Below are 23757 nucleotides of genomic sequence, written 5' to 3' on the forward strand. Positions count from 1 at the left end.
CCTGATTATGATAGGGGTTATAAATTGTTGAAACTTTAGGATATGAAACTTATCTTAGATAAAGACCATAACCCATTTCTTCTCTTAATATCATAGACAATCCATAAGCAATTGATTCAAGTTTTGATCGATATCTTCTCATGATTTCTGCCATAGCATCTTCATCTAGCCCTCCAGTATTTGGTTCTTCTGGAATGACTATGTTAAGTTTAGTAAATCTTTCAGTTGGCAATAATTTGTGTAAACTTTCGCGATAAGAAAGACATCTTTGTCTTACCTCTTCCGCGTTTTTTCTTAATATGCGAGATTTTTGATTAGGATTTATCTCTTCTAAATATGCTTTTAACTCTTTTCTGTTTTCTATGAGTTTTATCAGGTGGTTTTTTGTAACTGGCATCCCCCATTTTTTAACCCTATCAGCTAAACTGGTAAGCGCCACTTCATCAATTTTGTTGTAATCTTGAAGAGATGTGATTCCATCAACTGTTTTTAGAGATGCAATTAGTTCTTCAGTTGATTTTGGTTTATGTAATTCTTCTAAAGAATTAAGTAAACTGTCTATCGATTCTTTTTCTGTGACTGTTTTTATATTAAAAGATATTAATTTGAAGTTTAACATTATATTTATTTATTATCTTAATTTTCCAAGAGGAATTTCAGTCGGAAGAATAATATATTTTGTTTCACTTCTAATTTGGTACTATAATATGGTAGAATTATTTAAGTTAAAGATATGACCTGGAGAAGGGATTAAATTTTGACAGATTATTTTATAGAATTAAAAAAATTGCTTGTACAGCCGATTTTGTTTTTTACAAAAATGCCTGAGGGGGAATGGTATGAAGGGGCGGTAACATTTGTAGGAATTACCTCGATGATTTTGTCTTTGCTTGCGACTTTTGTTGTTTTTATAACTCAATATTTTCCAATAGGAGGAACCCTTTTAGAAGAAGTTTCTGGCTTTAAAATATTAATTGTTTCTCCCATTGTTTTTGTTTTAATTTTTGTTTTTTTTGTTATAACTTTTTCTTCTTTTTTTATCTTTTTTCTTGCGGCTATTTTAGCAATGTTTTCTTTTCTTGGTGTTTTAATTTTTTGGGGAGGAAATATTTTAGGGGGGAAGGGAGCTTTTATAAAAGATATTAAGGCGTCTTTTTATTCTTCAGGTGTTACCTTGGTCCTTGCAGCGCCGATTATCTTTGTTCTTTTAGTAAAAAATGGGGCTATGGACTTTACAAATTTTAGAATAGGGTATAATATGATATACGGTTTTACTGTCTTATTCCTCTATGGCTTACAAGCTATCATAGCCCGTAAAGTCCATGGGCTTAGAAAGTGGAAAGCATTTATTGTAGCGCTTTTACCTTTCTTGTTTTTGATTATTGTGGGTATTTTGGTGGATAAAATAGTTTTGACCAAGATCAGTCCATGGATTACCTAGAAATATAAACATTTGTTTTTTTATTATTGAGAGGAGTTTATGTAATGAGTAAAGATTTGTTTGAAGTAAGATGGCATGGTAGGGGGGGGCAGGGAGCTAAAACTGCTTCACTTTTATTTGGGGATGCTGCTTTGGATTCTGGCATGTATATTCAAGCTTTTCCCGAGTATGGACCTGAAAGAATGGGAGCGCCTGTCGCTTCTTTTAACCGTTTATCCAAAAAGCCTATAAATGTTCATTGTTCTATAAGTAGTCCGGATTTGGTTGTAGTTTTAGATCCCACTTTAATGGGGAAAGTTGATGTGACAGATGGCCTGCTTGAAAATGGAAATTTAATTGTAAATACATCGTTAACCGCAGAAGAGGTTAGTAAAAATCTTAATAACAAAAACAAAATCAATGTTTTTGTCGTGGATGCGTCAGGAATTTCAAAAACTGAAATTGGGCAAGATATACCAAATACTCCTATGTTGGGAGCTATGCTTAAAGTTTCGGGGCTACTTGACTTTGACAAAACAATAAAAGGGATTGAATTAAAATTAAAAAAGAAGTTTGCCAATAAACCGGAAATAATAGAAGGAAACATTAAGGCTATTAAGCGTGCTTATGAGGAGGTAACATCTTAAAGTGAGTAAAAAATTATTAGGAGTTAAAGAACTTCAAATGGGTGATGTTTTGGACGCTGGAACTGCTATTCAATTTGAAACGGGTGATTGGAGATCAAGAAGACCTGTTTTTCATAAAGATATATGTATTGATTGCAAAAGATGTTGGTTGTATTGTCCTGACATTGCGATTCTTTTAGATGAAAATAAAAAAGTTTCAGGCATAGATTATAAACATTGCAAAGGCTGTGGCATCTGTTCATATGAATGCCCCACAAAACCAGAAAAGGCAATAACCTTGGAAAAGGAAGTGAAATAAATGACAGTTGCAGCAAAAACCGGAAATGAAGCAATGGCTGAGGCCATGAGACAAATAAACCCTGATGTAGTAGCCGCATATCCTATTACGCCAGCAACTGAAATTGTTATGATTTTTGCGCAATTTTTGGCGGACGGGCTTGTTGACACAGAATATGTTCCTGTAGAATCGGAGCATTCTGCTATGTCTGCTTGTTTGGGGGCGGCTGCGGCTGGGGCTCGTGTTATGACGGGGACATCTTCTCAAGGGCTTGCTTTAATGTATGAAATTTTACCTATTGTATCGGCGCTTAGACTTCCAGTTGTTATGTGTGAGGTTAATCGAGCTTTATCTGGTCCTATTAATATTCATTGTGACCATTCAGATACAATGTCAGCCAGAGATTTTGGCTGGATACAGATTTTTGCTGAAAATTCACAGGAAGGTTATGACGGAACAATTCAAGCTATAAAAATAGCGGAAAAAGCTTCTCTTCCTACAATGGTTACAACTGACGGTTTTATTATAAGCCATTGTATGGAGAAGATAGAAATGCTTGAAGATAAAGATGTTAAAAATTTTATCGGAGAGTATAAATTAAATAAATCTGTTTTGGATATAAATGCGCCAACAACAAGAGGAGCCCTTGATCTTCAAGATTATTATTTTGAACACCGTTATCAAACGGCGGAGGCTATGACGGCTTCTAAAAATATAATTCTTGAGGTTGCAAAAGAATTTGGTGATAAGTTTGGCAGGCAGTATGGGGTTATAGAAGAGTATAAAATGGAGGATGCGGAAAGAGTTATCATTGCTTTGGGATCAACCTGCGGAACTACCAAAGTTGTTGTTGATGAGCTAAGGGATAAGGGAGAAAAGGTTGGCTTGTTAAAGATTAGGGTTTTTAGGCCGTTTCCCGCGGAGGAAATAGCAAAAGCGCTATCAAAAGCCTTGGTTGTTGCTGTTTTGGACAGGTCTGATTCTTACTCAGGACAAGGTTCCCCTGTTTACACTGAAGTTCTTTCTGCATTATTTAATTCCCCATCCAAGCCTAAAGTTGTAAATTATGTATATGGGTTGGGGGGAAGAGATATAAATACGAATGATATAAAATCTGTTTTTGAAAATTTAAAAAAGGTCGAGGATTTAAAAGATAAAAATTATCTTGGAGTGAGGATGTAAATAATGGTTAGCATTAAAGAATTAATAGATAGACCGGAAGCTTTATGCGGTGGGCACAGAGCTTGTGCCGGATGCGGGGCTCCAATAGTTGCTCGACAAGTTCTTTTAGCTTCTCCTGATCCTGTTGTTGTTGTTTCTGCTACGGGATGTCTTGAGGTTACAACGACTATTTTTCCGTATACTGCATGGAATGTCCCGTTTTTACATAATGCTTTTGAAAATTCAGCTGCTACAATGTCAGGAGTTGTCGCTGCATATGAAGCTTTTAAAAAGAAGAAAAAGATTGAAGGAAAAATAAATTTTGTTGCTTTTGGCGGAGATGGCGGGACTTATGACATAGGTTTTCAGTCTTTGTCTGGCGCTATGGAGAGAGGTCATAATCTTCTTTATGTTTGTTATAATAATGAAGGTTATATGAATACTGGCATACAGCGTTCGGGCGCCACGCCTAAAGGATCTAATACAACTACTGAGCCTGCAGGTAAAGTTCGCCAAGGTAAAGTGAAATTTTCAAAAGATTTAACCCAAATTATTGCCGCGCATAATATTCCTTATGTTGCTCAATCTATAGTAGGGGATTTTATAGATTTAACAAAGAAAGCAGAAAAAGCATTTTCTATAGAAGGCGCAAAATTTCTTAATGTTCTTCAGCCTTGCAGATTGGGATGGGCTTATAAAGAAGAAGAGACCTGTCAGTTGGGAAGAGATGCTTTTGATGCCTGCATTTGGCCTTTATATGAAGTGGAAAAGGGGATTCTTAAGATTACAAAAAAACCGAGAGAAAAAAAGCCTGTAGACTTTTTCCTTAAAAAGCAAGGGCGTTTTCGCCATTTGTTTAAACCAGGGAATGAGCAGATATTGAAAGATATCCAAGATGAGGTTGACAGGCGTTGGGATGTTTTACTTTCCAAAGATGGTAAACAAATATTTTAAGGGGGGTAAGATATGAATAAAAAAGAACTTGCACAGAAGGTCGCGAATCAAGTTGGTATAACAAAAAGTAAGGCGGAACAGGTAATTGATTCTACACTTAATAGTATTACAGAGTCGTTGGTTAATCAGGAAAAAGTTCGTTTGGTTGGATTTGGAAATTTTGTTGTAAGGACAAGAGCCGGAAGAATTGGAAGAAATCCTCAAACCGGTCAGAAAATAGATATATCCTCTTCTAAATCACCTGCTTTTGTGCCAGGATTTAATCTTAAGAAGGCTGTTAAAAATAAATCGACGATTACACCTTAAACTTATTTAAATGATTGATAAAAAACATCAAGAGGAAATTTCCAAGTTGTTGGATGTGCTGCCTCCTCTTATAAAAATTTATCTTGAAAATCATGCCAATATAAACAGTCTGATAGAAGTTGTATTGGATCTTGGAAAACATCCGGAAGCCCGTTTTTCCGGTGAATTTCCTTTTTATTTTCAGGATAAGGTTATAACTCAAGAAGATATTAATTTTGTCACGGGTAAGATAAGTCACTTTACTTCTGATAATCGGGCGGGGATTGAAAGGACTCTTCACAGGATATCTGCTATAAAAAATAGGATGGGTAGGGTTGTTGGTTTGACTTGTAGGGTGGGGCGGGCAATATATGGAACTAATGATATTATTCGTGACATAATAGAATCTGAAAAAAACATCTTATTTTTAGGTCCCCCTGGAATTGGAAAGACTACAAAACTTAGAGAAGCTGCTCGTATATTATCTGACCAGTTTGATAAACGGGTTGTAGTTGTGGATACAAGCAACGAAATCGCGGGCGATGGTGATATTCCGCATTTAGGCATAGGAAAAGCGCGCCGTATGCAAGTTCCATCTCCTGACATGCAGCATAAAATCATGATTGAGGCAGTAGAAAATCATATGCCTGAGGTTATTATAGTTGATGAGATAGGTACGGAGGAGGAAGCTTTAGCTTGCAGGACAATAGCGGAACGGGGAGTTCAGTTGATTGCGACGGCACACGGTAAGGTTTTGGAAAATTTAATGTCTAACCCGACTCTTGCGGATCTTATAGGGGGTATTCAAACGGTTATATTGGGAGATGAAGAGGCTAAGCGTCGCCGTACTCAAAAATCTATTTTAGAAAGAAAAGCGCCTCCTACTTTTGATATTTTGGTAGAGATAAGAGAAAGAGATACTTTTGCTGTTTACCATAATGTTGCAAATGCTGTTGATCTTATACTCAGGAAAAAATTGCCAAAACCTGAGATGCGTTTTCGTTCGGAAGATGGCAGAATAGAAATAGATAAGCCTGAATTAGATATGCAGGAGCCTACAGATGAAGAGGCTGAAAGAGTTTTATCTGAAAAAGAAAATGAACTTTTAAGAATATATCCTTTTGGAGTTAATAGACAGGATGTTGAACGTAATATATTGTCTATGCAGCTTCCTGCGATGGCTGTAAAAAATCTTGATGAAGCAGATATGATTTTAACTATAAAGACAAAAGCCCGTCCTGGAACTAAAATAATGCGGTCTGCCGAAGAACATAATATCCCTGTGCATGTTATAAAAAAGAATGTATCTTCGCAAATTGTGAAATTTTTAAAGTTTCATTTTCATGTCGGTGGTTCAGATGAATTGGAAGCAGCCGCATTAAAAGAAATAGAAGAAGCTATACATACGGTACAAAACACAGGAAAAAGGGTAGATGTTAATCCTCAAAATTCTTATATTAGAAGAATTCAGCATCAATTAGTTGAGAAGGTTAAACTTCATTCTGAATCTGTGGGAGAAGAACCCGAAAGAAGAGTTAGAGTTTATCCCTCTTGAATTTCTAAATATATTATTCTTAGTATTGCAAGTATTGGCGCGGCAAAAAACAGACCAAACGCCCCGATTAGTTTCCCTAAAACAAGCATTGCAATAATTATTGCAATAGGATGGAGATTTAATTTTACCCCGAGGATTTTTGGAACTAAAATGGAATTTTCAAGCAACTGTAACCCCATGTAGAACAAAAAAACTTTTAACGCTAAGATCGGAGAAGTTAAAAATGCTATTGTAACTGCCGGGACTCCTCCAATCCATGGACCGATAAATGGAATCGCTTCTGTAATCCCTGCTATTATTCCTAATATTATGTAGTATTTTACTCCTAAAAGAAAAAGACCTATTGTACTTGTTGTTCCTATAAAGAAACAGAGCATAGTTACTCCTTTTATGTAATTATTCAAAACATCATTAACTTCTTTTACACCCTTTTCTACTTTATTGTGGTTTTTAAATGGCAATAATGATATAACCCCTTTTTTTATTGAATCTTTATCTTTTAGTAAATAGTAAGTTAATATTGGGATTATAATAAGTTGAATGAATCTGCTGCTTACGGACAATATACTTTTGATTATTTGTTCTGCAAGAGAAACAGCAGTACTTACAAGGTTGTTAAAACTTTGAATTATCGCATTTTCCAAAGATTGTGGTATTGACTGTCCTGCATACCACATTCTGAGGTTATTAACGAGTTGTTTTATTTCACTTATGTATTTTGGTATATTTTGGCCGAAAAGCCTGAATTCATTTGCCAAAGGAGGAATTATGAACCTGAAAAACAGATAAAAAACAGAAAAAATCAAAGCAAATGCTATTAATATTGATATTTGCACAGGGAGGTTTAGGCCTTTAGGCCTTTTGCAGGAGAGTAAGGTAACTATAGGATTTAAAATATAAAAGAGAATAAAAGAAATTATTACGGGAACTAGCACATCACTTACATAATAAAGAATGGCAAGTATTAATAATACAATGACAAAACGCCATAAAAGTTTTTTATTATCATTTATTTTCTCATTCATTGTTTTGACATTATATTATAGACTAAATGTTTTTTCCAGTTCTTATCATCAGACAGAGGAAAGTCAATTCTAAAGTGGGCTCCGCGAGATTCTTTTCTGTTAATTGCCGCATAGCATATAAGCTTTGCGACTTGAGTCATATTTTTTAATTCGATTTCTTCTTTTGCAGATGGATTTTTTGATATTTCTTTTTCAACGGCTTTTATTTTCTCCAAAGCAGTTTTTAGGCCTTTTGCTTGCCTTAAAATTCCGACGTTTTGCCACATATTACTTTTGATCGTAAGCTTTAATTTTTGAATGTTTTGTAATCCAATGTTTTTATTTAGTTTTGATGGTTTTATTTTTTTTATTGTTATTTTTTCTTTAATTCTTTCCGAAGCTTTTAGCGCCGCGCGGTGGCCGAATACGAGACCATCAAGCAAAGAATTGCTAGCCAATCTGTTTGCTCCGTGGATTCCAATGGAGGAACATTCTCCGGCGGCAAAAAGGGAAAGAATGCTCGTTTGACCATTCAAATCGGTTTTTATCCCTCCCATTGCATAGTGGGCGGCAGGGGCGACAGGGATATCATCTCTTGCAATGTCCAACCCTCTTTCTAAACATGTTTTATAAATAATCGGGAAGCGTCTTTTTATTTTTTCTTCTCCAATTTGTGATAATTGCAAGTTTACATAGTTTGCCTTTGTTTGTTTCATCTCCTCAAAAATCGCTCGTGATACTATGTCTCGAGGAGCAAGCTCTCCTTCCTTATGGTATTTTCCCATAAAGCGTTCACCTTTATTGTTTAAAAGAATTCCTCCTTCCCCGCGAACAGCTTCGGAAATTAAAAACTGTGGTAGGGCGATAATGTCTTCCAGCTGTTTTGATTGTAGGAGTGATGTAGGATGAAATTGAACAAATTCCATATCTGTAATATCTGCGCCTGCACGATATGCCATAGCAATGCCGTCACCGGTAGCTATTTCAGGGTTTGTTGTATAAAGATAAACCTGGCATAGTCCCCCAGTTGCAAGAATTATGGCTTTTGCAAAAAAAGTTTCCACTTTTTGGGATTTAAGGTTTAACGCTTTGGTTCCTATACACCTTTTTTTTTCAATTATCAGATCTATTCCTAGTGTTTGAGAATGAACTGTTATGTTCTCTTGCTTCATTACTTCGTATGCAAGTGTTTTTTCTATCTCTTTACCGGTTGCATCTCCGGCATGTAAAATTCTTCTTCTTTTATGGGCTCCTTCAAGAGCAAGAGAGAATTTGCCCCCTCCTTCGGTTTCTGCCTTATCAAATTGCGCGCCCATTTCTATTAATTCTTTTACACGGGATACCCCTTCATTTACCAGTATTTTTACGGCCTCTTTATTGCATAGTCCTGCTCCGGATTTTATGGTGTCTTCAAAGTGGTATTGAGTTGAATCTAAAATGTCATCTATTGCAGCGGCAATTCCTCCCTGTGCCTTTCCTGTTGCGGTATCGCCGATTTTGCTTTTTGTAATTACAATAACTGATCCGAATTTGCTTGCTGTTAAAGCAGCCCTAAGGCCTGCTATTCCTCCGCCAATTATTAGGATATCTGATTTTTGCATTTTGAAATTTTCAAGGTTTTATTATTATAAGGAAAATCGTTATATGTGATATCCTTCTCAAAAATCTTGGAAGTTTACAACCTTGGTGCCTTGATGTAATTATAGCCTGATTGACACTTTATCGCAATAATGCTTAAATAGAGGCATTATGTGGTTAAAATTAACTGAATTTACAAATTTTAGTCATTTATTTAAAGGCTTGGGACTTGTTATTCTTGGAGGGATTGCATTGGTTTTTTCTTATTATATGAAAAAGAGATGGAATGAACCTTTAAAGGCTAAGTTTTTAATATTTATTTTTATTGCTTTTTTTATTATTGTATATGGTTTATATATCTTAATTATTAAGCCAGACTGGTGGGCCCTTCCTTATTAGTTTTTTTCTCCGCACACCGTAGCTTTGCGCTTTTAGCCCGTGGATTAATTGCAACCTCTTCTTCTGTCGCAAGAACAGGCTTTTTTGTCAGTATATTAAGTATACCATTTTTAGCTTTATCTCTGAAAAACCATTTTACGATTCTATCTTCTAATGAATGATACGACATTACAATTATTTTTCCGCCGGGATTGAGAAGGGAGATTGTTGATTCCAGAGCTTTTTTTAAAACATCAAGCTCTAAATTAGCAGCAATTCGGAGCGCCTGGAATATGCGGGTAACTGACTCCCTCTTTTTCCATGTGGGAATTGCTTTTTCTATTATGTCTTTCAGCTCAAATGTTGTATTTATCTCTTTTTTGTCCCTTTCCAAAATAATTGCGCGGGCAACTCTTTTTGAAAACCGCTCTTCACCATATTCTTTGAAGATCTGTATTAATTCTTCTTCACTTGAATTGTGGATTATTTCGCGAGCGGAGGTCTGTTTACTTTTGTCCATTCGCATATCAAGCGGGGCGTCGTATCTTATGCTAAATCCGCGGGAAGCCTCATCTATTTGATAAGATGAAACTCCAAGATCAAAGAGAAAGGCGTCGACCGGATCTTTTACAATATTTTCCAAATTGCCAAAGTTGTCATGGATGTATTTGATGTTGTCATACTTGGCTAATCTTTTCTTGGCAAACTCAATAGCTTCCTGATCTTGGTCGATAGCTATGATATGGATATTGCCTTCCTGTCCGGCAGGTGAGGACATTGCCTTCCCGTTTAGTTTCTCAATATGTCCACCACCACCCAACGTACAATCGACGATTGTCTTCTCATTAAGAGGGGAGAGAAAATCGACTATTTCTTTTGTCATTACAGGAAGGTGGAAAGTCTCCATATAAAGATTATACTGCTTTTAGTCCCTTATTGACAAAGTATTTATCCTAATTTAACCCCGATTTCCTAATCGGGGTTCATACCTACCAAAATTTCTAACATTCTGCTATAATTCTGTTCGTCTATGAATAATCGGGGTTAAGCTTTCCTATAGGGGTGATAATATGAAATCTGCAAAATTCGCGGTTATTTTTGCTATTTTTATTTTTATTGTTGTTTTTTTTGGGATACTTCCTGCGGTTTTTTTGGACGTATACAGGAGTAGGGCGGCTATGGGACTTAGTTTGAGACCGATTGATCTTTTGCCGACTGTTCTTCCTGTTGTAATTATTTTGTTTATTCTTCCGTCTATGATAGGGCCTATTAAAGTTCTGTTGAAAACGGTGTTTAGTGATCAGGAACTTCGTGAAAAAGGGATTGACGGTCAAGCAAGAATATTGGAAGTTATCCAAACGGGAGAACTTATAAATTATCAACCGGTTTTGAGGCTTAAGCTTGAAATATCAACATCTGGCCAGCCGTCTTATATTATTGAAGATAAATTCATGGTTCCTCAAATAGGCCTTCATCTTGTTCAGTTGGGATCTATAATCCCCGTTAAAGTTGACCCTAAAAACCCGAAAAAAGTGGCAATTAATGCCTGGAGTTTTAATTCTTCAAAGAAAAATTCGGCACAAAGTTTTCAAGGGGAGCCAATAAATAATCAAGGTTTTAATTTTCAAAATATGTTTCAAGGTGGCATGCCTGTAAACTTTAAAAATTTAGGGGCTGTGGGGAACATGGAAAGGGGTCCTGTTGTAAACGGAAAAAAGGGGGAGGCTAAAATAGTGAGTCTTTCTGATACAGGAAAAACTAAAAATGGTCAGAAGGTTTTTGCTGTCAAGTATGAAATAAAAGGAGATGAAATAACTCCTTATCCTTTAGAGAGAGAAATGCCTTTGCCTGATATAGCTTTACAGGTTATAAGAGTTGGATCTGTATATCCTTGTGAAGTGGATAGAGATGATCCTACACACATTATGGTTGCAGTAACAAGCGTAACGCAAAAGCCTATGTGATAGAAATTTTAGCTAATCAGTTTTAATTTTTATCTTTTTCATTGATTACTATATAATATCCATTTTTGTTTATCTCTTCAGGGAGTTTGGCGATAGAAACAGATAATTCGCGGTGTTCTTTGCTTGATACATAGAGATTAACGGTTTTGTATGTATATGTCCAACCATATTTTTTTATTTCTAAATCATAGAAGTTGTTTATTTTAGTTGGGTTTTCTTCGGAAATAAGTACAAGACTGATCTGGCTTTTGTTAATTAATAAGCTTTCAACTTTAGCGTTTGGGTAAATTGGAATATCCTTAGGGAAACTGCTTGGTATCTTTATTCTGTTTATATCTGTTATAAAAGTGGATACAGTTTTACTTATGGGGTTGTTATTAAATACGATAAATAAAGAAACAATTAAACCTGCGATTATAACTGAAATTATTAATAATTTGTCTGACATTTTAAAGCACCTATTTCATTGAATGATAAGTTCAACTAAAATATCTCTAAAATATATTATGTCACTGCTGTCTTAACCCCGATTTCCTAATCGGGGTTAATTCCAATTTCAAAGATTTATTAGAGTTGCCACTAATGTTTTTTATTTTATATCGTTTTATATCGTATAAGGCTTAGTCTGTTATTATTATTGTACAACCGGGCGTATTTTGATTTCCACGTTTACCTTTGGATATCATAATACTAAGTTTGCGGTTGTCTTTGGTCCAGTCGGTCATCATCATTCCCGCGCTATCTTCTTTTAATGTCCATCCGTTCTTTGGCATTTCAGATTTGTAAAAATTGTTTACCATATCTGTGTTGTCATCTGATTCCATTATGGTGTTGATCGAGTTTGGTGTTTGTGTTGTATCTATGCTTAGGGTAATAATGTTAGCTTTTGGATAAATCGGTAAATCCTTAGGGAATTGTTTTGGAGGATTTATCCCTTTTCCAGGTCTTGCTGCCAAATGAATTACCCCTCCTTGGGTTGTTCCGATAGCGTTGTTGTTCCAAGCGACATCTCCCCCAGTCATAAAATTCACAACCATACCAAACATTGCATTGTAATTAAAAACAATAAACAGAGACGCGATCAACCCCAAAACTATAACGCCAATCAATAAACCTTTATTCATATGACAACTCCTTTTTTAAAATTATACCACTTAAACCTTTATTGACAAAATATTTTTATAAAAAGGGTCTGTTGTGTAATGGTCATTCCCGTGAAAACGGGAATCTATTTCTCAAAAAACAACTCCGATTATAATAATCGGGGTTAAGATGGATCCCCGCTTTCGCGGGGATGACAAATTGCAAAAACTATAATTACGCAACAAGCCCAAAAACTATACGCATATGTTGTTATAGAATATTCTCAACTTTCATTAGCTTGAAATTTTTATTGCTCTTTTAAGATAAATAGTTACTTATGAATATGATAACTTCTGCGGGTGCTAATTCTACGACGCCAACAGGACAACAAAGAAGATGTAAAGGTTTTGGTGTTAGGGTGCTTGATAATAAGATTATTTTTGGGAAAAATGGTGGGGAGATGGCTATTTTGTTTAAAGGCAAGCCAGATGTGCCAAAAGTTTTGTTCCGAGGCCAAAATTCAGCAATTCCATTTTTTCCTTTTACAAAGAATTTTTTGCTTTATACAATAAAGCTGTTGGGAGAAAATGGAAGCGGTTGTAATAAGCAAAAATTGATTGACTATCATAAAGATTGCAGGGATTTTTATTATAATAGACAAACTGTTATTGGTGATGCAAAAAAATTAAATGGCCATTCTTCGTTAGTTTCTCCGGTGGATATTGGTCTTATAACGAAAGAAAATTTTGCGCTTTTTAACGGGTATCTTAATGCGGAAATCCATAAATTTATTTTGGGGTTAATCCCTTGTGCCGGAATGAAAGCCAATGTTGATAAGTTTTTTCCTTTAGACCTACAGGGGGTTTTGTGGTTGATTGGTGTTTTGAAAATCTTTAACAATTTTTCTCTTATTGATTTTGATGTTTTATCTGGTTTATTGGAAAATAGGGGAAACGCTCCGGAATTTGTGGAACGATTCCCAAGGGCGGATAAGTATGTGGCTTTTTATATATCTGTCGGTGCGGGGTTATTGGCTGAGGTTTTTGTGAGAATAGAAGGTTCTGCAGTCATTGTCGAAAAACCAAGAAACGCCGCAAGTATCAAAAGGTATGCTGTTTTTGAAGGAAATTCCTCTTTGGCGGGGGAGTAAGAGTCCAAAATATCTGCTATAATGATTTTCAATGATTCTCGATGAAATAGTTTTAACAAAAAAATCTGAAATCGAAACCTTAAAAAAATCGCTAAGAGCTACAGACTTAGAAAATTCTCATGTTTTGCGGAATTTTAAATCTGCTATCTGTGAGAAAGACAAAATTTCCCTTATTGCCGAAATAAAAAAAGCGTCTCCTTCTGCCGGTGTTATTGTTAAAAACTTTGATCCTGTCTTGATTGCAAAACAATACGAACAAGCAGGAGTAGCCGCAATATCTGTTCTTACCGATAAAAACTATTTTCAGGGGGAGATAGGCTTTCTGAAACAGGTGAAAGAGGCGACAAAGCTTCCTGTCTTTCGCAAAGACTTTATAATAGATGAATCTCAACTTATAGAATCTAGAATTTCAGGGGCTGATGCAGTTCTCTTAATAGCAAGGATTCTGGAAGAAAAACAATTAAAAAGATTGTTGGAAAAGTGTGAAGAGCTAAAACTTCAAACACTCGTTGAGACTCACGATGAACGAGACATCGAAAAAGCTCTCGCTTGTGACTGTGATATAATTGGAATCAATAATAGAGATCTAGATACTTTAAGAGTTGATTTTGAAAATTCACTCAAATTATCTTCCAAATATCCTGAATTAAAATCAAAAGTCCTTGTTTCAGAGAGCGGAATTTCTTCCTCTTCACAAATTAAGGAACTTAAATCGGCAGGGTTTTCGGCGGTTTTGATAGGGGAGAGTCTTCTTACAGCCAGAAATATTGCAGAAAAGATAAAGGAATTGTTTTAGAATATCAGAGGATTAGATTCTCCTCACATGAACCCCGATCATGATAATCGGAGTGACTAATCGGAGTTAAATAAAGCCAAGATAATTGTCGGATTCTAACTGTCTGTTTGTTTTTTGCTGAAATTACGGTTTTTTTATTCTGATAATAAAACTGAGATATAAAAAATGGAAAAGCGCGCGAGCCTTTTCATAATGGAGGCGGACTAAATGAGACATATAAATTTAACCCCGATTATAACACCAAGAGTTGTTGTTGCTAGCGCTATTGGGCATAGGAAAAACCCTTCAGTAAGTATGATTAGAGAGGCACGCTTAGATAATCCCAACATTACAAACGGAACTCTTTTTAGATATGTTAGAAGAGCTGTTCCAACTACTGCCTTAAAAGTGATTGGGATGTTGAAGGCTAGAGATGTTTCACAATCAGAAATAAAAGAAGCTGTTAGCAAAAGCGCTAGATTTGAAGTGAGAAGGTTATATGGAGATATTAACCCTTTTATCACTTCAAAAGAGACACATCCTTTGATAGAAGAAGGTCAGTTGATGGCGCTTACCCCCAAAGAATTGATATATCTTTATAATAGTGAAAGCAGAAGAGCGCCCCTGGAAGAAAGCCCTAATATCGAAAGAATTTTAGTTGAATTTGTTTCTCGTTCTGAAAAAGGCAATTTGCGTTTTTCAGCGGAAGATGTTCACATGTTAATTGAAAGTTTTCCTCATCGAATCTATTATCCATCCTTGTTAGCATTAGCGGCTCACTCTGAAAGAATATCCAGAGAGGATCTGTTTTTTCTCTCTTTATGTAGATATTTTGGATTGAGAGAGGTAGCAAACATAGGGGAGACAAAGTTAAAAGATAGACTTGTGTCTTATGAGAAGGATCAACAGTATAGGAGCAATGCGGTTTTGAGGATTTTAAGAACATTTCATAGTGATTATATTTATGAAAGTTTCTTGAGCTCATTATTATGCCCAGAATCAGAGACACGCAACAACTTGTTGATAGACTTTGGAATTACTATAACCGAAGTTATGCGTGCTGTCGTAAAAAATCCAGATATTAACCTGAAAATAACGGCTATTGAGTCGGGGCTTCTTCCTAAAGAAGTAATCCTCAAAGTGATAAGAGGAAAATATCCATTAGTTACAACTTCAAAACTGACAGACTTTAGCAGAAGTGAAAAAAATGTAATGAGAAAGGCTATTAAAGCCGCTTTAAATCAAGGCGCTACAAAAGATCAGATTGCAAGGGCTGCAGCCGAAGGTCCATATGCTGAAGCAAAATATTTTGTTATAGCTTCAAGATGGATTTCAAGTAGAACACTTGAAACCTTAATTTGTGATGATACGGATGTTGGGATAACAAGCACTTTAATACATTATATAAATGGGACCATGTTGGATACTTCCCCTTTGCTTTGATCCCTCCTACAATTTTGGGATTTTGCGAAATTTCCCACTGTTTTTTACGATATATATGTAGGAAACAGGAGAGAAACAATGAATGCCCAAGAAGAGGTTTTAATAAAAAAGTTTAAAAGGTTTCTCGATGATGTAAAAATCAGCAAACCTGAACATCTTTTCCAGCTGGAAGATAAGGTTATTAAAGAGATAACTAGAATAGCAGAGACACATACCTCAGATGAGGCAAAAATCGTAATATTGGAAATTAGAGAATACTTGTTTAGTCATTCTGAAATTAATACAGAGCCCCATATAAAACCGCTCCTTAAGAGTTTTCAATATTCAATAGAAGGAGCTATCTCTACCGCTCTTTGTTGCTTGTAAAAATATACTGAAATTATCCCCTTGTTTTTTTCGATAATTTTATAATAAAAGACATTTAGATTTTGATATTAGGAGGATGAAGTATGTTAGTTGCAAAATTACCTGGAAGATCATCTGATGCGATGTATAGGATAGGGTTTATGCCTAAAATTAGAAGCCGTCTCAGCATTCTCTCTGCTTTAGGCTACAGGTTTACTCAACCCTTTTTAAATGAACTTTTATCTATAGTGAGACAAGACGCAGAGGAGTTTGTCCTTGGTTTTAAGGTGTCCGCTGACACATCAAAAACACAATTTTCTCGTTATAAAAATTATGCTGTAAAAGATCGTGTTTTTTGTTTGAAAAAAGAGTTGAATGATAGTCAAATTGAAGAAGCTCCTTTTGAGTTATCTCCTTGTCAAAGCACTGTGCCGGATCTTCCTGGCCCTGAAGATGAAAGTGATAGAGCCCTTTTAAATGCAAGAATGATGGGGGGGGCTATGTCTGAGGTTGGAATGCGAGGTGATGATGAAGACTGTTTAACAATCAGACAAGGAGATGAACTTGTTTTTGATGAATGGGGAATCTCTCATGAAGGATTTGCACGCTTTCTTGCTCAACTAAAAGAAGGGGCTAAATTGCGGATTAACGGTTCAATTTATTTACATCATGTAAAAGAGACCAATGGAAAGCAGCATTGTCCTTATACAAATAGTGGAACTGATATGCATTATGGACGTTTTATTAAATATGATGGAGTTTCTAATCACATAATTACAAAAGAAGGATCCCCAGACTCTATCTTTGGTTTTTCAGATTTACATGAACATTTAGCTTCAGCGCATCATTTTTACGAAGGGGGACAAAATAATCCTGCTTTGTTTGGTATATCAACATATAGATTAGATCCAGCATACGCATTTAATTATTTTGGGTTTAAACACGGAGAAATACCAACCGTGGAAATTGTAGAAGGTTTTTCAGAATTTCCGGAGGCAACTTTTTCTTTTGATTTTAAACCTTTTTAATTGTTTCTTTTGCAAGTTTTTTTAACTTTGCGGAGAATTTCAGCTCTTCTTTATGGTCAATTGCGGGAAAACCTGAAACTATTGAATTTGGAGATATATCTTTTGTAACTCCCGATTTCCCCATTACTATTGTATTTTCACCGACACAAACGTGATCCTTAAATCCGGCCTGTCCCGCAATAATCACGTTGTTTCCGATTTTTACACTTCCGGCCATCCCTACCTGGCTTGCTATGGCGCATTTTTCTCCTATTTCGCAGTTGTGGGCAATTTGGTTTAAATTGTCAATTTTTGTCCCTTTTTTAATTATAGTATTTCCTATTGTTCCACGGGCAATACATGTATTTGCAAAAATTTCGACATCATCTTCTATTATGACATTACCAATTTGAGGTATTTTGATCCAGTTTTTATTTTCATCTTGTTCAAAACCGAAGCCATATGTTCCTATAACTGCTCCACTATGTATTATACAACGTTTTCCTATTTTTACCCTTTCATAAATTGTTACATTTGGATGGATTATTGTCCCATCTCCAAGTTGAGTGTTAGGCCCTATATATACTAATGGGCCAATTCCGATATCTTTTCCAAGTTGTGCGGATTTGTGAACCACCGCTGTTTTATGTATCCCTTTTTCTATTTCACAAGAGGTTGCAAAAAGCTTTAAAATTTTTGCCATTGCTAAACGTGGATTTTTGACTAAAATTGCTGTTTTGTTTGTTATTTTGGATCCAATAGGGGCTACTATTGCAACTGCTTGGGAGTTTAAAGCTTCGTTTAATTTTTTTTGATCAAAAACAAAAACTAAATCTTCTTTTGTTGATGTAGATGCTTCAGAAATAGTTTTGACTTTAATAGAAGGATCGCCAATAACTTTGCCCGAAACTAAATCTGCGAGATCGCTTATTTTTTGCATGAAAAGATTAATAATTTATATTTTATTTATTAAGATCTTTTATTACCATGTCGGTTATGTCCATGCCACCGACGATAAGGACCTGTTTGTCTAAAACTATGTCTATCCCTAATTTTTTTGCGACATTTTCAACCGAGTCTACAATATTGCCTTGAAGTTTTGAGGTTAACTGTTCGTTAAGTTTTAGTAATTCTGTCCTTTTAGGCTCTAATTTTTTCTCCAGATCTTTTGTCATTTTATCGAGTTCATTTTTGCTTTTTCCCTTATCTTCTGCTTCTTTTAATTTGTTTTGACTGTCTTCAAATAGTTTTTTAAAGTCTTCTTCCTTTTTTTGAAGTTCTTTTTGAGCCTTTGTTGTCTCTTTATAATTTGAGAAGACCTTTTGTACATCTATATAACCGATACTTGATGTTTCAGCAAAACCAACAGAAACTATGAACATTGAAAGAAAAAGCGCAGCAAACATTTTTTTAAACATCTCTTATCCTCCTACTAATTTATGACATAATTATATCATAATTTTTTTGGAAAGGAAAATAAAATTTAAGTAACTGTTATTCCAAATAAGAATTTTTTGACAGTAGAAAACTTCTGCTGTTTGAGTCCCGAGATACTAAGCTATCGGGACGATTATCATAATCGGGGGTCAGAAGTTTTCGGATGGCGATAAGATTCTTTACTTTGTTTACTCATACGCCCTAAGAGCCTTGTCTCAAAAATAATTGCTGCTCTTATTTGAAAAAAACGTAATAATATGTTATAATCATAAAAAAATAGAGTACTTATACTTTTTCTGATTTTCTAAACTTACCGCATATACATATTCTTATAAGTGCCTTTTAAAAAACAGGAGGTATTTTGTATGAATATTGGTATTTCTTTTTTTGCGACTTCGACTGCTGCTTCAAATGGAATTTCTCAAGGGGATGGTGTTTCTGCTAAGAGGCCCTATAATATTGTTGGACAGAAGGATTGGTTAACAAATGCCAAAGAGTTAGTTGAAGAAAACACTGCCGTAGAAATAAAATTTGGTCATTATTCTATAAAAAATGATAACGAAAAAGGGTATGGCTGGGGGCTTTATCAAAATGGGGAAAGAACTTTTTATACTCAAACCGGTTATATATATTTCTTAATAAAAGAAGAAGCTGCAAAAGAAGGCATAGAATTTAATGAGAGGAAATGGGCAGATACAATGAAAATGTTTTCTGAAACAGATTTAAAATCAAATAAAGTTGACTTTTTTAAGTCTTTGAAAGAGGGAAAAGTTATTTATTTTGAATAAACTTATTGGGACTGTTGCTAAATGTCACCCTAAGCCCTTCGATAAACTCAGGGCAAGCTTTGTCGAAGGGTGCGAAAGCCTTAATAATTGCGGCAGAAATTATATATTTTACAACAGTCCCTTATTGAAAAAATTTTTTTAAAAGCTTGTGTCCAGAATCAATTTTAATTTTTGATTTTTTAAGCTCTTTTTCATTATATTTCGTTATTGTCTTATTTCCGGTGTTTTGAACATTGTTATAAATAACAAAAGGGACAGGATCACTTGTATGAGTCATTAGTTTTATCGGGGTTGGATGATCAGGCAATACCATTATTTTAAAATCTTTAATCCTGTTTTTTATGCTTTTTAATAAATAACCGACTATTTTCTCATCAAAGTCTTCAATAGCCTTTATTTTTCTTTTTATATCGCCCATATGTCCGCATTCATCAGGAGCTTCTACATGAACAAACACAACATCATGCCTTTTAATCATTTTTAGGGCTGCGTCTGCTTTTCCTTTATAGTTTGTGTCGATAAATCCTGTGGCCCCTTTAACGTACGGTATTTCTGCTCCGATTATTTTCCCAAGGCCTTTTAGAAGATGTACAGCGGTAATTACTGCTGCGGATTTATTATATTCTTTTTTAAAAAGTTGCATTTGCGGTTTTTTCCCTTGCCCCCACAACCATATCATTGTTGCGGGTTTTTTGCCGTTTTCTATCCGTGTAATGTTTACTTTATGTTCAAGAAGGTGCATTATAGATTCTTTCATCAAAGATTTTATTAAATGTTCGCCGGGTCCTTGAGGAAGATAGAGTTCGACCTTTTTTCCTGTTATATCGTGGGGTGGGGTACAATCAAGCTTTGGAAGATTTTCAACAAAATTTCCGACCGTTGGATTAATAACAAGAAGATGCCTATAAGATAAACCCGTATAAAAACGGATCCCTTTATGTCCCATCTTTTGATTTAATGTTGTTAATATTTTTCTTGCTTCTTCTGTTGATATATGATCGGCAGTAAAACTCTCCATTAGGCCATCTTTTATAGTTACAAGATTACATCGAAAAGCAATATCTGATTCTTTAAGTTTAACCCCGAGAGAAGCAGCCTCAAGTGGGCCTCGCCCCGTATAGTATTTTTTAGGATCATAGCCAAATATTGACATTGCGGCTACATCTGAGCCGGGGGAGATATCTTTTGGTACATTTGAAACCCATCCACACATCCCATTTTTTGCCAAGAAATCCATGTTTGGTGTTTTTGCTGTTTCAAGAGGAGTTTTGAAGTTAAGTTCTTTTAGTGGAAGATCGCTCATCCCGTCGCCAATTAATATTAAATATTTCATGGAGTAACTCTTTTTATTTTATTTGTATTTTTAGATGTTTTTGATGTCACGTCTTTTATTTCTTTAATATATGGTATCTTTATCTCTTTTTTTATTTCCGGCATCTGTATTGAAATTGATTCTGTAATTTTTTTTGTTATTGTCTCTGCGTGCGGAAGAGTTATGTTCATAATGTAATTTGTCAATTCAGATAATCTGGAGCTTTTTATCTCTTTTTCATAATGCTTAAGAGGAGGGAAGACTCCTACGATCATAAGGAAGATGTACCCGACGATTAACCCCCTTAAGAAACCGAGAATTGCCCCGCCAATTTTATCAAAAGGGCCTAATATTATAACAGTAATTATTTTTTTAAGTATCCAGAAGATAAATTCAAAAATCACAGTCAATATAATAAATATAGTCAAAATTATTATGATTTTGCTGAGTTCATTATTTAAAAGTCCGACTTTGCTCAATAGCTCAGTTACATCTGATGCAAAATTTGATGCTATTGTTAAACTGAAATATAAGGAAATTATAGATAAGACGGCGCTAAGAATGCCCCCTCTTAGGCCAAGAACTAAAAAAACTATTCCGAATAGTCCAAAATAAATATCGATGGAATTCATTCTGCTTAATTATAGTAGGCAAGGTATAAAAGGGTCAAGTGGTGATTATTTGATTTTCTTAAGAATTTTTAATTTCTGTTTGATTTTTGGTTCTGAAAGTCCGATTATTTGTGCTGCTAATATTGCCGCATTTTTGCCGCCATCTATTGCAACGCAAGCGACCGGTACACCAGGAGGCATTTGCACAATTGAAAAAAGAGCATCCTGTCCTTGAAGATTTTTTGAGGCTACCGGAACTCCTATTACGGGGATTGTGGTATGTGCTGCTACTATGCCGGGCAATGCTGCAGCCATTCCGGCTATCGCTATGATTACATCATATTTTTTTTCAGAAGATTTTGCAAAAGTTATTACTTTTTCAGGGGTTCTGTGCGCGGATGCTACTAAAACTTCATAGGATAAACCTATTTCAGATAACATAGCAGTAACTTTTTCAACAATAGGCATATCAGATTTTGATCCGGTTATTACTCCAACATTTAACTTTTTCATAGAAATTTCCTTTTTAAATTAAGGAGTTACAGTCATTATTTTTTTTGCTTGGTCAGGGTGTTTTGCAATAAAAATAAGTTCTTCTCGTGTTAAAGGTTTTTGCGTATGAACATTTGCATATCTTACAAGCTCTAAAATCTTAGAAGCTTCGGCGTCATCTTTAAATTCCACCTCTAGTTTTCCATAGACATTTCTGAAGCCTTTAATGCCGGAATATTCCCCGACTGTTATAGACCTGCCGCTGTCTACGAGTTCCGGATCCCCCCTCCCGAGCTCTTCAAAATCATAAAGCTCGTAATTTCTTCTGTTTTTTAACGCTCCGTCAGCATGTATGCCTGATTCGTGGGCAAAGGCATTGTTTCCAACGCCTACCTGGTTTATAGGAATAGGAATTCCAAAAGCATATGATGCGTATTTTGCAAAAGCCCATATTTTATTTAGCTTTATATTTTCAGGAAGAAGTTTTTTTTCTCCAAGCCCTTTTGCATATTTTAAGGCTAATATTGTGGCTAAAAGGTCGGCGTTTCCCGCTCTTTCTCCAACGCCATTTATTGTGGTGTTAATATACGCATCTTGACCTGCTTCAATAATTCCTCTTGCCCCTTCTACGGAACATGCTACGGCCATTCCTAAATCGTTATGGCAGTGCAGTTCTATATCCATTTTTATGCTTTCTGCCAAATATTTTGTCCTTTCATAAATACTGTTAGGACTATCTGCTCCTAGGGTATCACAATAACGAAGCCTTTTTGCCCCATGCTCTTTCCCTGCTTTCCCGAACTTTACAAGAAAATCTAAATCAGATCTTGATGCATCTTCGGCATTTACCGCAACCGTTTCCGCTCCCAACGCATAAGCCTTATCTACCGCATCTGTCATGCTTTTTATTATTTCATTGTCTGCTATTTTCCCTGCAAATTTAAGTTCCCACATAAGAGGGGATGTTGAAATTGATAGGTTCAGATGTTTTATTTTTGGAACCAGCTTAAAAGAAATCTCTACATCTTTGACAATTCCTCTAGCCCATCCTTCAAGCCTTAAGGTTGAAAGAGCTCCTGTTTCAACAAGTTCTAGGTTTGCATTTAAATAGTTTGTCTCGTGATGCGTAAACGGGAAACCGAACTCAGATTGAAAAACACCCATTTCATCCAAGTACATATTAATGATTGTTTTTTCCAGTTTGGCAAGTCCAATTCTGCTTGTTTGTACACCGTCTCTATTTGTAACGTCTATTAAATAAACTTTTGGCATTTAGACTCTCCTTTTCTTGAATTATATTTGAAATTATAACTGTTTTTTTGACTAAATACAACCCTGGTGTTATACTGATTTTTATGGAAAAAAAGAAGGTTGTTGCCGTTATTTTAGCTGCAGGAAAAGGAGTTCGCATGCAGTCTGATATCCCAAAAGTTTTTCATAAATTGAGAGGAAAACCTCTTTTGCAATATGTTGTTGAAACTGTTCAAAAAATAGGTGTTTTGGATATTTATATTGTGGTAGGCCATAAAAAAGAGCTGATAACTGAGTATTTTAATGGGTGGCCGTTAAAGTTTGTGGAGCAGGAACACCAGTTGGGGACGGGGGATGCCGTTAAAACCGTTGAATCTTACCTTAAAGATTTTAATGGTACGATTTTAGTTTTAGCGGGGGATGTCCCTTTGCTTTCTGATGATACTTTGCGGAATCTTATAGGTTTTCATGAGCAAAATAACGCAGCTGCGACTGATTTGACTGCGGAACTTCCTAATGCTGGAAATTATGGACGAATAATAAGGGATATGGACGGTAAAATTGTTAAAATTGTAGAAAAAAAAGATGCGACGGAAGAAGAGTTAAAAATAAAAGAGATAAATACTGGAACATTTTGTTTTAATTCAAGTGATCTCTTTTGGGCATTATCCAGGGTAAAATCTGACAATGTACAAAGAGAATATTATCTTACCGATACCATTGAAATACTTAAAAAAGAAGGCAGATCCGTTTTTGCATATTTGGCGCCTAATTATAAAGAGACTTTGGGGATTAATACAAAAGAAGAACTTTCTGCATTAGAAGAGATGTTAAGCTGAT

General features: G+C 35.3%; 29 protein-coding genes. 17 read left to right on the forward strand and 12 right to left on the reverse strand.

Going from position 1 to position 23757, the window contains the following annotated elements:
- Nucleotides 1-49: 49 nt before the first annotated feature.
- Nucleotides 50-619 carry a hypothetical protein gene (locus tag A2290_05220; protein ID OGC15723.1) on the reverse strand — a complete coding sequence of 190 codons (570 nt, stop codon included), beginning with the start codon at nt 617-619 and terminating at the stop codon, nt 50-52.
- A gap of 138 nt (nt 620-757) precedes the next feature.
- On the opposite strand from A2290_05220, the gene A2290_05225 reads away from it, so the two are divergent.
- Genes A2290_05225 through A2290_05255 form a run of 7 tightly spaced genes read left to right on the forward strand, consistent with a single transcriptional unit; the run spans nt 758 to nt 6299 of the window.
- Entirely contained in the window at nt 758-1441 is a 684-nt protein-coding gene (locus tag A2290_05225; protein ID OGC15724.1) for a hypothetical protein, read from the forward strand.
- Between the two features lie 44 nt (nt 1442-1485).
- Nucleotides 1486-2067, forward strand: a complete 582-nt coding sequence (locus tag A2290_05230) for a pyruvate synthase (protein ID OGC15725.1) — start codon at nt 1486-1488, stop codon at nt 2065-2067.
- Between the two features lie 37 nt (nt 2068-2104).
- Nucleotides 2105-2365 (forward strand): hypothetical protein, encoded by a 261-nt coding sequence (locus A2290_05235; protein OGC15868.1) that lies wholly within the window; start codon nt 2105-2107, stop codon nt 2363-2365.
- Nucleotides 2366-3526, forward strand: a complete 1161-nt coding sequence (gene porA / locus A2290_05240; GenBank protein OGC15726.1) for a pyruvate ferredoxin oxidoreductase — start codon at nt 2366-2368, stop codon at nt 3524-3526. It begins immediately after the preceding gene.
- 3 nt (nt 3527-3529) lie between these two features.
- Nucleotides 3530-4459 (forward strand): pyruvate ferredoxin oxidoreductase, encoded by a 930-nt coding sequence (locus A2290_05245; GenBank protein ID OGC15727.1) that lies wholly within the window; start codon nt 3530-3532, stop codon nt 4457-4459.
- 12 nt (nt 4460-4471) lie between these two features.
- Entirely contained in the window at nt 4472-4765 is a 294-nt protein-coding gene (locus A2290_05250; GenBank protein OGC15728.1) for a DNA-binding protein HU, read from the forward strand.
- A gap of 10 nt (nt 4766-4775) precedes the next feature.
- The gene (locus A2290_05255) at nt 4776-6299 is read left to right on the forward strand and encodes a single-stranded DNA-binding protein (GenBank protein ID OGC15729.1); all 1524 of its coding nucleotides are present in this window, start codon (nt 4776-4778) and stop codon (nt 6297-6299) included.
- Here A2290_05255 and A2290_05260 read toward each other — a convergent pair.
- Together A2290_05260 and A2290_05265 are read right to left on the reverse strand one after the other, a co-directional pair.
- Nucleotides 6287-7324 carry a hypothetical protein gene (locus A2290_05260; GenBank protein OGC15730.1) on the reverse strand — a complete coding sequence of 346 codons (1038 nt, stop codon included), beginning with the start codon at nt 7322-7324 and terminating at the stop codon, nt 6287-6289. The two genes, A2290_05255 and A2290_05260, sit on opposite strands and share 13 nt — an antisense overlap.
- The gene (locus tag A2290_05265) at nt 7321-8904 is read right to left on the reverse strand and encodes an L-aspartate oxidase (GenBank protein ID OGC15731.1); all 1584 of its coding nucleotides are present in this window, start codon (nt 8902-8904) and stop codon (nt 7321-7323) included. Before A2290_05265 ends, A2290_05260 begins: the two co-directional genes overlap by 4 nt.
- 148 nt (nt 8905-9052) lie before the next feature.
- On the opposite strand from A2290_05265, the gene A2290_05270 reads away from it, so the two are divergent.
- Nucleotides 9053-9280, forward strand: coding sequence for a hypothetical protein (locus tag A2290_05270; GenBank protein OGC15732.1), 228 nt, complete (start codon nt 9053-9055; stop codon nt 9278-9280).
- Here the strand turns inward: A2290_05270 and A2290_05275 are convergent.
- The gene (locus A2290_05275) at nt 9249-10166 is read right to left on the reverse strand and encodes a 16S rRNA (cytosine(1402)-N(4))-methyltransferase (GenBank protein ID OGC15733.1); all 918 of its coding nucleotides are present in this window, start codon (nt 10164-10166) and stop codon (nt 9249-9251) included. The genes A2290_05270 and A2290_05275 overlap by 32 nt on opposite strands.
- 163 nt (nt 10167-10329) lie before the next feature.
- Between A2290_05275 and A2290_05280 the strand changes: the two genes are divergently transcribed.
- On the forward strand, nt 10330-11223 hold the full coding sequence (locus tag A2290_05280) for a hypothetical protein (protein OGC15734.1): 894 nt from the start codon (nt 10330-10332) through the stop codon (nt 11221-11223).
- A 22-nt stretch (nt 11224-11245) separates the two neighbouring features.
- Here the strand turns inward: A2290_05280 and A2290_05285 are convergent, their stop codons facing one another.
- Both A2290_05285 and A2290_05290 read right to left on the reverse strand, forming a co-directional pair.
- A complete protein-coding gene (locus tag A2290_05285; protein OGC15735.1) occupies nt 11246-11671 on the reverse strand; it encodes a hypothetical protein in 426 nt (141 codons plus the stop codon).
- A gap of 172 nt (nt 11672-11843) precedes the next feature.
- A complete protein-coding gene (locus A2290_05290; protein ID OGC15736.1) occupies nt 11844-12347 on the reverse strand; it encodes a hypothetical protein in 504 nt (167 codons plus the stop codon).
- A 296-nt stretch (nt 12348-12643) separates the two neighbouring features.
- Here A2290_05290 and A2290_05295 point away from each other — a divergent pair, with 296 nt between their 5' ends.
- The 5 genes from A2290_05295 (at nt 12644) to A2290_05315 (ending at nt 17047) form a co-directional block, all read left to right on the forward strand.
- On the forward strand, nt 12644-13456 hold the full coding sequence (locus A2290_05295; GenBank protein OGC15737.1) for a hypothetical protein: 813 nt from the start codon (nt 12644-12646) through the stop codon (nt 13454-13456).
- 31 nt (nt 13457-13487) lie between these two features.
- Nucleotides 13488-14252, forward strand: a complete 765-nt coding sequence (locus A2290_05300; GenBank protein ID OGC15738.1) for a hypothetical protein — start codon at nt 13488-13490, stop codon at nt 14250-14252.
- 207 nt (nt 14253-14459) lie between these two features.
- The gene (locus A2290_05305) at nt 14460-15674 is read left to right on the forward strand and encodes a hypothetical protein (protein ID OGC15739.1); all 1215 of its coding nucleotides are present in this window, start codon (nt 14460-14462) and stop codon (nt 15672-15674) included.
- A gap of 78 nt (nt 15675-15752) precedes the next feature.
- Nucleotides 15753-16040: a hypothetical protein gene (locus A2290_05310; protein ID OGC15740.1), complete on the forward strand. Its 288-nt coding sequence runs from the start codon at nt 15753-15755 to the stop codon at nt 16038-16040.
- A gap of 83 nt (nt 16041-16123) precedes the next feature.
- Nucleotides 16124-17047, forward strand: a complete 924-nt coding sequence (locus A2290_05315; GenBank protein ID OGC15741.1) for a hypothetical protein — start codon at nt 16124-16126, stop codon at nt 17045-17047.
- Here A2290_05315 and A2290_05320 read toward each other — a convergent pair.
- Both A2290_05320 and A2290_05325 read right to left on the reverse strand, forming a co-directional pair.
- The gene (locus A2290_05320) at nt 17034-17966 is read right to left on the reverse strand and encodes a hypothetical protein (GenBank protein OGC15742.1); all 933 of its coding nucleotides are present in this window, start codon (nt 17964-17966) and stop codon (nt 17034-17036) included. The genes A2290_05315 and A2290_05320 overlap by 14 nt on opposite strands.
- Nucleotides 17967-17988: 22 nt before the next feature.
- On the reverse strand, nt 17989-18444 hold the full coding sequence (locus tag A2290_05325) for a hypothetical protein (GenBank protein ID OGC15743.1): 456 nt from the start codon (nt 18442-18444) through the stop codon (nt 17989-17991).
- A 384-nt stretch (nt 18445-18828) separates the two neighbouring features.
- Between A2290_05325 and A2290_05330 the strand changes: the two genes are divergently transcribed.
- Nucleotides 18829-19251, forward strand: a complete 423-nt coding sequence (locus A2290_05330; protein OGC15744.1) for a hypothetical protein — start codon at nt 18829-18831, stop codon at nt 19249-19251.
- 121 nt (nt 19252-19372) lie between these two features.
- Here A2290_05330 and A2290_05335 read toward each other — a convergent pair whose 3' ends face one another.
- Both A2290_05335 and A2290_05340 read right to left on the reverse strand, forming a co-directional pair.
- Nucleotides 19373-20584: a cofactor-independent phosphoglycerate mutase gene (locus A2290_05335; protein OGC15745.1), complete on the reverse strand. Its 1212-nt coding sequence runs from the start codon at nt 20582-20584 to the stop codon at nt 19373-19375.
- Entirely contained in the window at nt 20581-20838 is a 258-nt protein-coding gene (locus A2290_05340; protein ID OGC15746.1) for a hypothetical protein, read from the reverse strand. The genes A2290_05335 and A2290_05340 overlap by 4 nt, the downstream gene beginning before the upstream one ends.
- Nucleotides 20839-20845: 7 nt before the next feature.
- Between A2290_05340 and A2290_05345 the strand changes: the two genes are divergently transcribed.
- Nucleotides 20846-21178, forward strand: a complete 333-nt coding sequence (locus A2290_05345; GenBank protein OGC15747.1) for a hypothetical protein — start codon at nt 20846-20848, stop codon at nt 21176-21178.
- Between the two features lie 62 nt (nt 21179-21240).
- Here the strand turns inward: A2290_05345 and A2290_05350 are convergent, their stop codons facing one another.
- Entirely contained in the window at nt 21241-21687 is a 447-nt protein-coding gene (locus A2290_05350; GenBank protein OGC15748.1) for a 5-(carboxyamino)imidazole ribonucleotide mutase, read from the reverse strand.
- A gap of 18 nt (nt 21688-21705) precedes the next feature.
- Nucleotides 21706-22938 (reverse strand): homocitrate synthase, encoded by a 1233-nt coding sequence (locus A2290_05355; protein ID OGC15749.1) that lies wholly within the window; start codon nt 22936-22938, stop codon nt 21706-21708.
- Nucleotides 22939-23021: 83 nt separating this feature from the next.
- On the opposite strand from A2290_05355, the gene A2290_05360 reads away from it, so the two are divergent.
- Entirely contained in the window at nt 23022-23756 is a 735-nt protein-coding gene (locus A2290_05360; protein OGC15750.1) for a hypothetical protein, read from the forward strand.
- Nucleotide 23757: the final 1 nt, after the last annotated feature.

Source organism: candidate division WOR-1 bacterium RIFOXYB2_FULL_36_35 (assembly GCA_001771505.1).
Lineage (GTDB): Bacteria > Margulisbacteria > WOR-1 > XYC2-FULL-46-14 > XYC2-FULL-37-10 > XYB2-FULL-36-35.

Bases quoted from the DNA above. Each gene is read 5' to 3' on its own strand.
- A2290_05245 (OGC15727.1), top strand. From the start codon at position 3,530: ATGGTTAGCATTAAAGAATTAATAGATAGACCGGAAGCTTTATGCGGT.
- A2290_05280 (OGC15734.1), top strand. From the start codon at position 10,330: ATGAAATCTGCAAAATTCGCGGTTATTTTTGCTATTTTTATTTTTATT.
- A2290_05235 (OGC15868.1), top strand. From the start codon at position 2,105: ATGGGTGATGTTTTGGACGCTGGAACTGCTATTCAATTTGAAACGGGT.
- A2290_05275 (OGC15733.1), bottom strand. From the start codon at position 10,166: ATGGAGACTTTCCACCTTCCTGTAATGACAAAAGAAATAGTCGATTTT.
- A2290_05325 (OGC15743.1), bottom strand. From the start codon at position 18,444: ATGTTTAAAAAAATGTTTGCTGCGCTTTTTCTTTCAATGTTCATAGTT.
- A2290_05230 (OGC15725.1), top strand. From the start codon at position 1,486: ATGAGTAAAGATTTGTTTGAAGTAAGATGGCATGGTAGGGGGGGGCAG.
- A2290_05360 (OGC15750.1), top strand. From the start codon at position 23,022: ATGGAAAAAAAGAAGGTTGTTGCCGTTATTTTAGCTGCAGGAAAAGGA.
- A2290_05345 (OGC15747.1), top strand. From the start codon at position 20,846: ATGTACCCGACGATTAACCCCCTTAAGAAACCGAGAATTGCCCCGCCA.
- A2290_05255 (OGC15729.1), top strand. From the start codon at position 4,776: ATGATTGATAAAAAACATCAAGAGGAAATTTCCAAGTTGTTGGATGTG.
- A2290_05295 (OGC15737.1), top strand. From the start codon at position 12,644: ATGAATATGATAACTTCTGCGGGTGCTAATTCTACGACGCCAACAGGA.
- A2290_05250 (OGC15728.1), top strand. From the start codon at position 4,472: ATGAATAAAAAAGAACTTGCACAGAAGGTCGCGAATCAAGTTGGTATA.
- A2290_05320 (OGC15742.1), bottom strand. From the start codon at position 17,966: ATGCAAAAAATAAGCGATCTCGCAGATTTAGTTTCGGGCAAAGTTATT.
- A2290_05270 (OGC15732.1), top strand. From the start codon at position 9,053: ATGTGGTTAAAATTAACTGAATTTACAAATTTTAGTCATTTATTTAAA.
- A2290_05220 (OGC15723.1), bottom strand. From the start codon at position 619: ATGTTAAACTTCAAATTAATATCTTTTAATATAAAAACAGTCACAGAA.
- A2290_05310 (OGC15740.1), top strand. From the start codon at position 15,753: ATGAATGCCCAAGAAGAGGTTTTAATAAAAAAGTTTAAAAGGTTTCTC.
- A2290_05315 (OGC15741.1), top strand. From the start codon at position 16,124: ATGTTAGTTGCAAAATTACCTGGAAGATCATCTGATGCGATGTATAGG.
- A2290_05340 (OGC15746.1), bottom strand. From the start codon at position 20,838: ATGATCGTAGGAGTCTTCCCTCCTCTTAAGCATTATGAAAAAGAGATA.
- A2290_05330 (OGC15744.1), top strand. From the start codon at position 18,829: ATGAATATTGGTATTTCTTTTTTTGCGACTTCGACTGCTGCTTCAAAT.
- A2290_05300 (OGC15738.1), top strand. From the start codon at position 13,488: ATGATTCTCGATGAAATAGTTTTAACAAAAAAATCTGAAATCGAAACC.
- A2290_05290 (OGC15736.1), bottom strand. From the start codon at position 12,347: ATGAATAAAGGTTTATTGATTGGCGTTATAGTTTTGGGGTTGATCGCG.
- A2290_05350 (OGC15748.1), bottom strand. From the start codon at position 21,687: ATGAAAAAGTTAAATGTTGGAGTAATAACCGGATCAAAATCTGATATG.
- A2290_05265 (OGC15731.1), bottom strand. From the start codon at position 8,904: ATGCAAAAATCAGATATCCTAATAATTGGCGGAGGAATAGCAGGCCTT.
- porA (OGC15726.1), top strand. From the start codon at position 2,366: ATGACAGTTGCAGCAAAAACCGGAAATGAAGCAATGGCTGAGGCCATG.
- A2290_05355 (OGC15749.1), bottom strand. From the start codon at position 22,938: ATGCCAAAAGTTTATTTAATAGACGTTACAAATAGAGACGGTGTACAA.
- A2290_05305 (OGC15739.1), top strand. From the start codon at position 14,460: ATGAGACATATAAATTTAACCCCGATTATAACACCAAGAGTTGTTGTT.
- A2290_05335 (OGC15745.1), bottom strand. From the start codon at position 20,584: ATGAAATATTTAATATTAATTGGCGACGGGATGAGCGATCTTCCACTA.
- A2290_05285 (OGC15735.1), bottom strand. From the start codon at position 11,671: ATGTCAGACAAATTATTAATAATTTCAGTTATAATCGCAGGTTTAATT.
- A2290_05260 (OGC15730.1), bottom strand. From the start codon at position 7,324: ATGAATGAGAAAATAAATGATAATAAAAAACTTTTATGGCGTTTTGTC.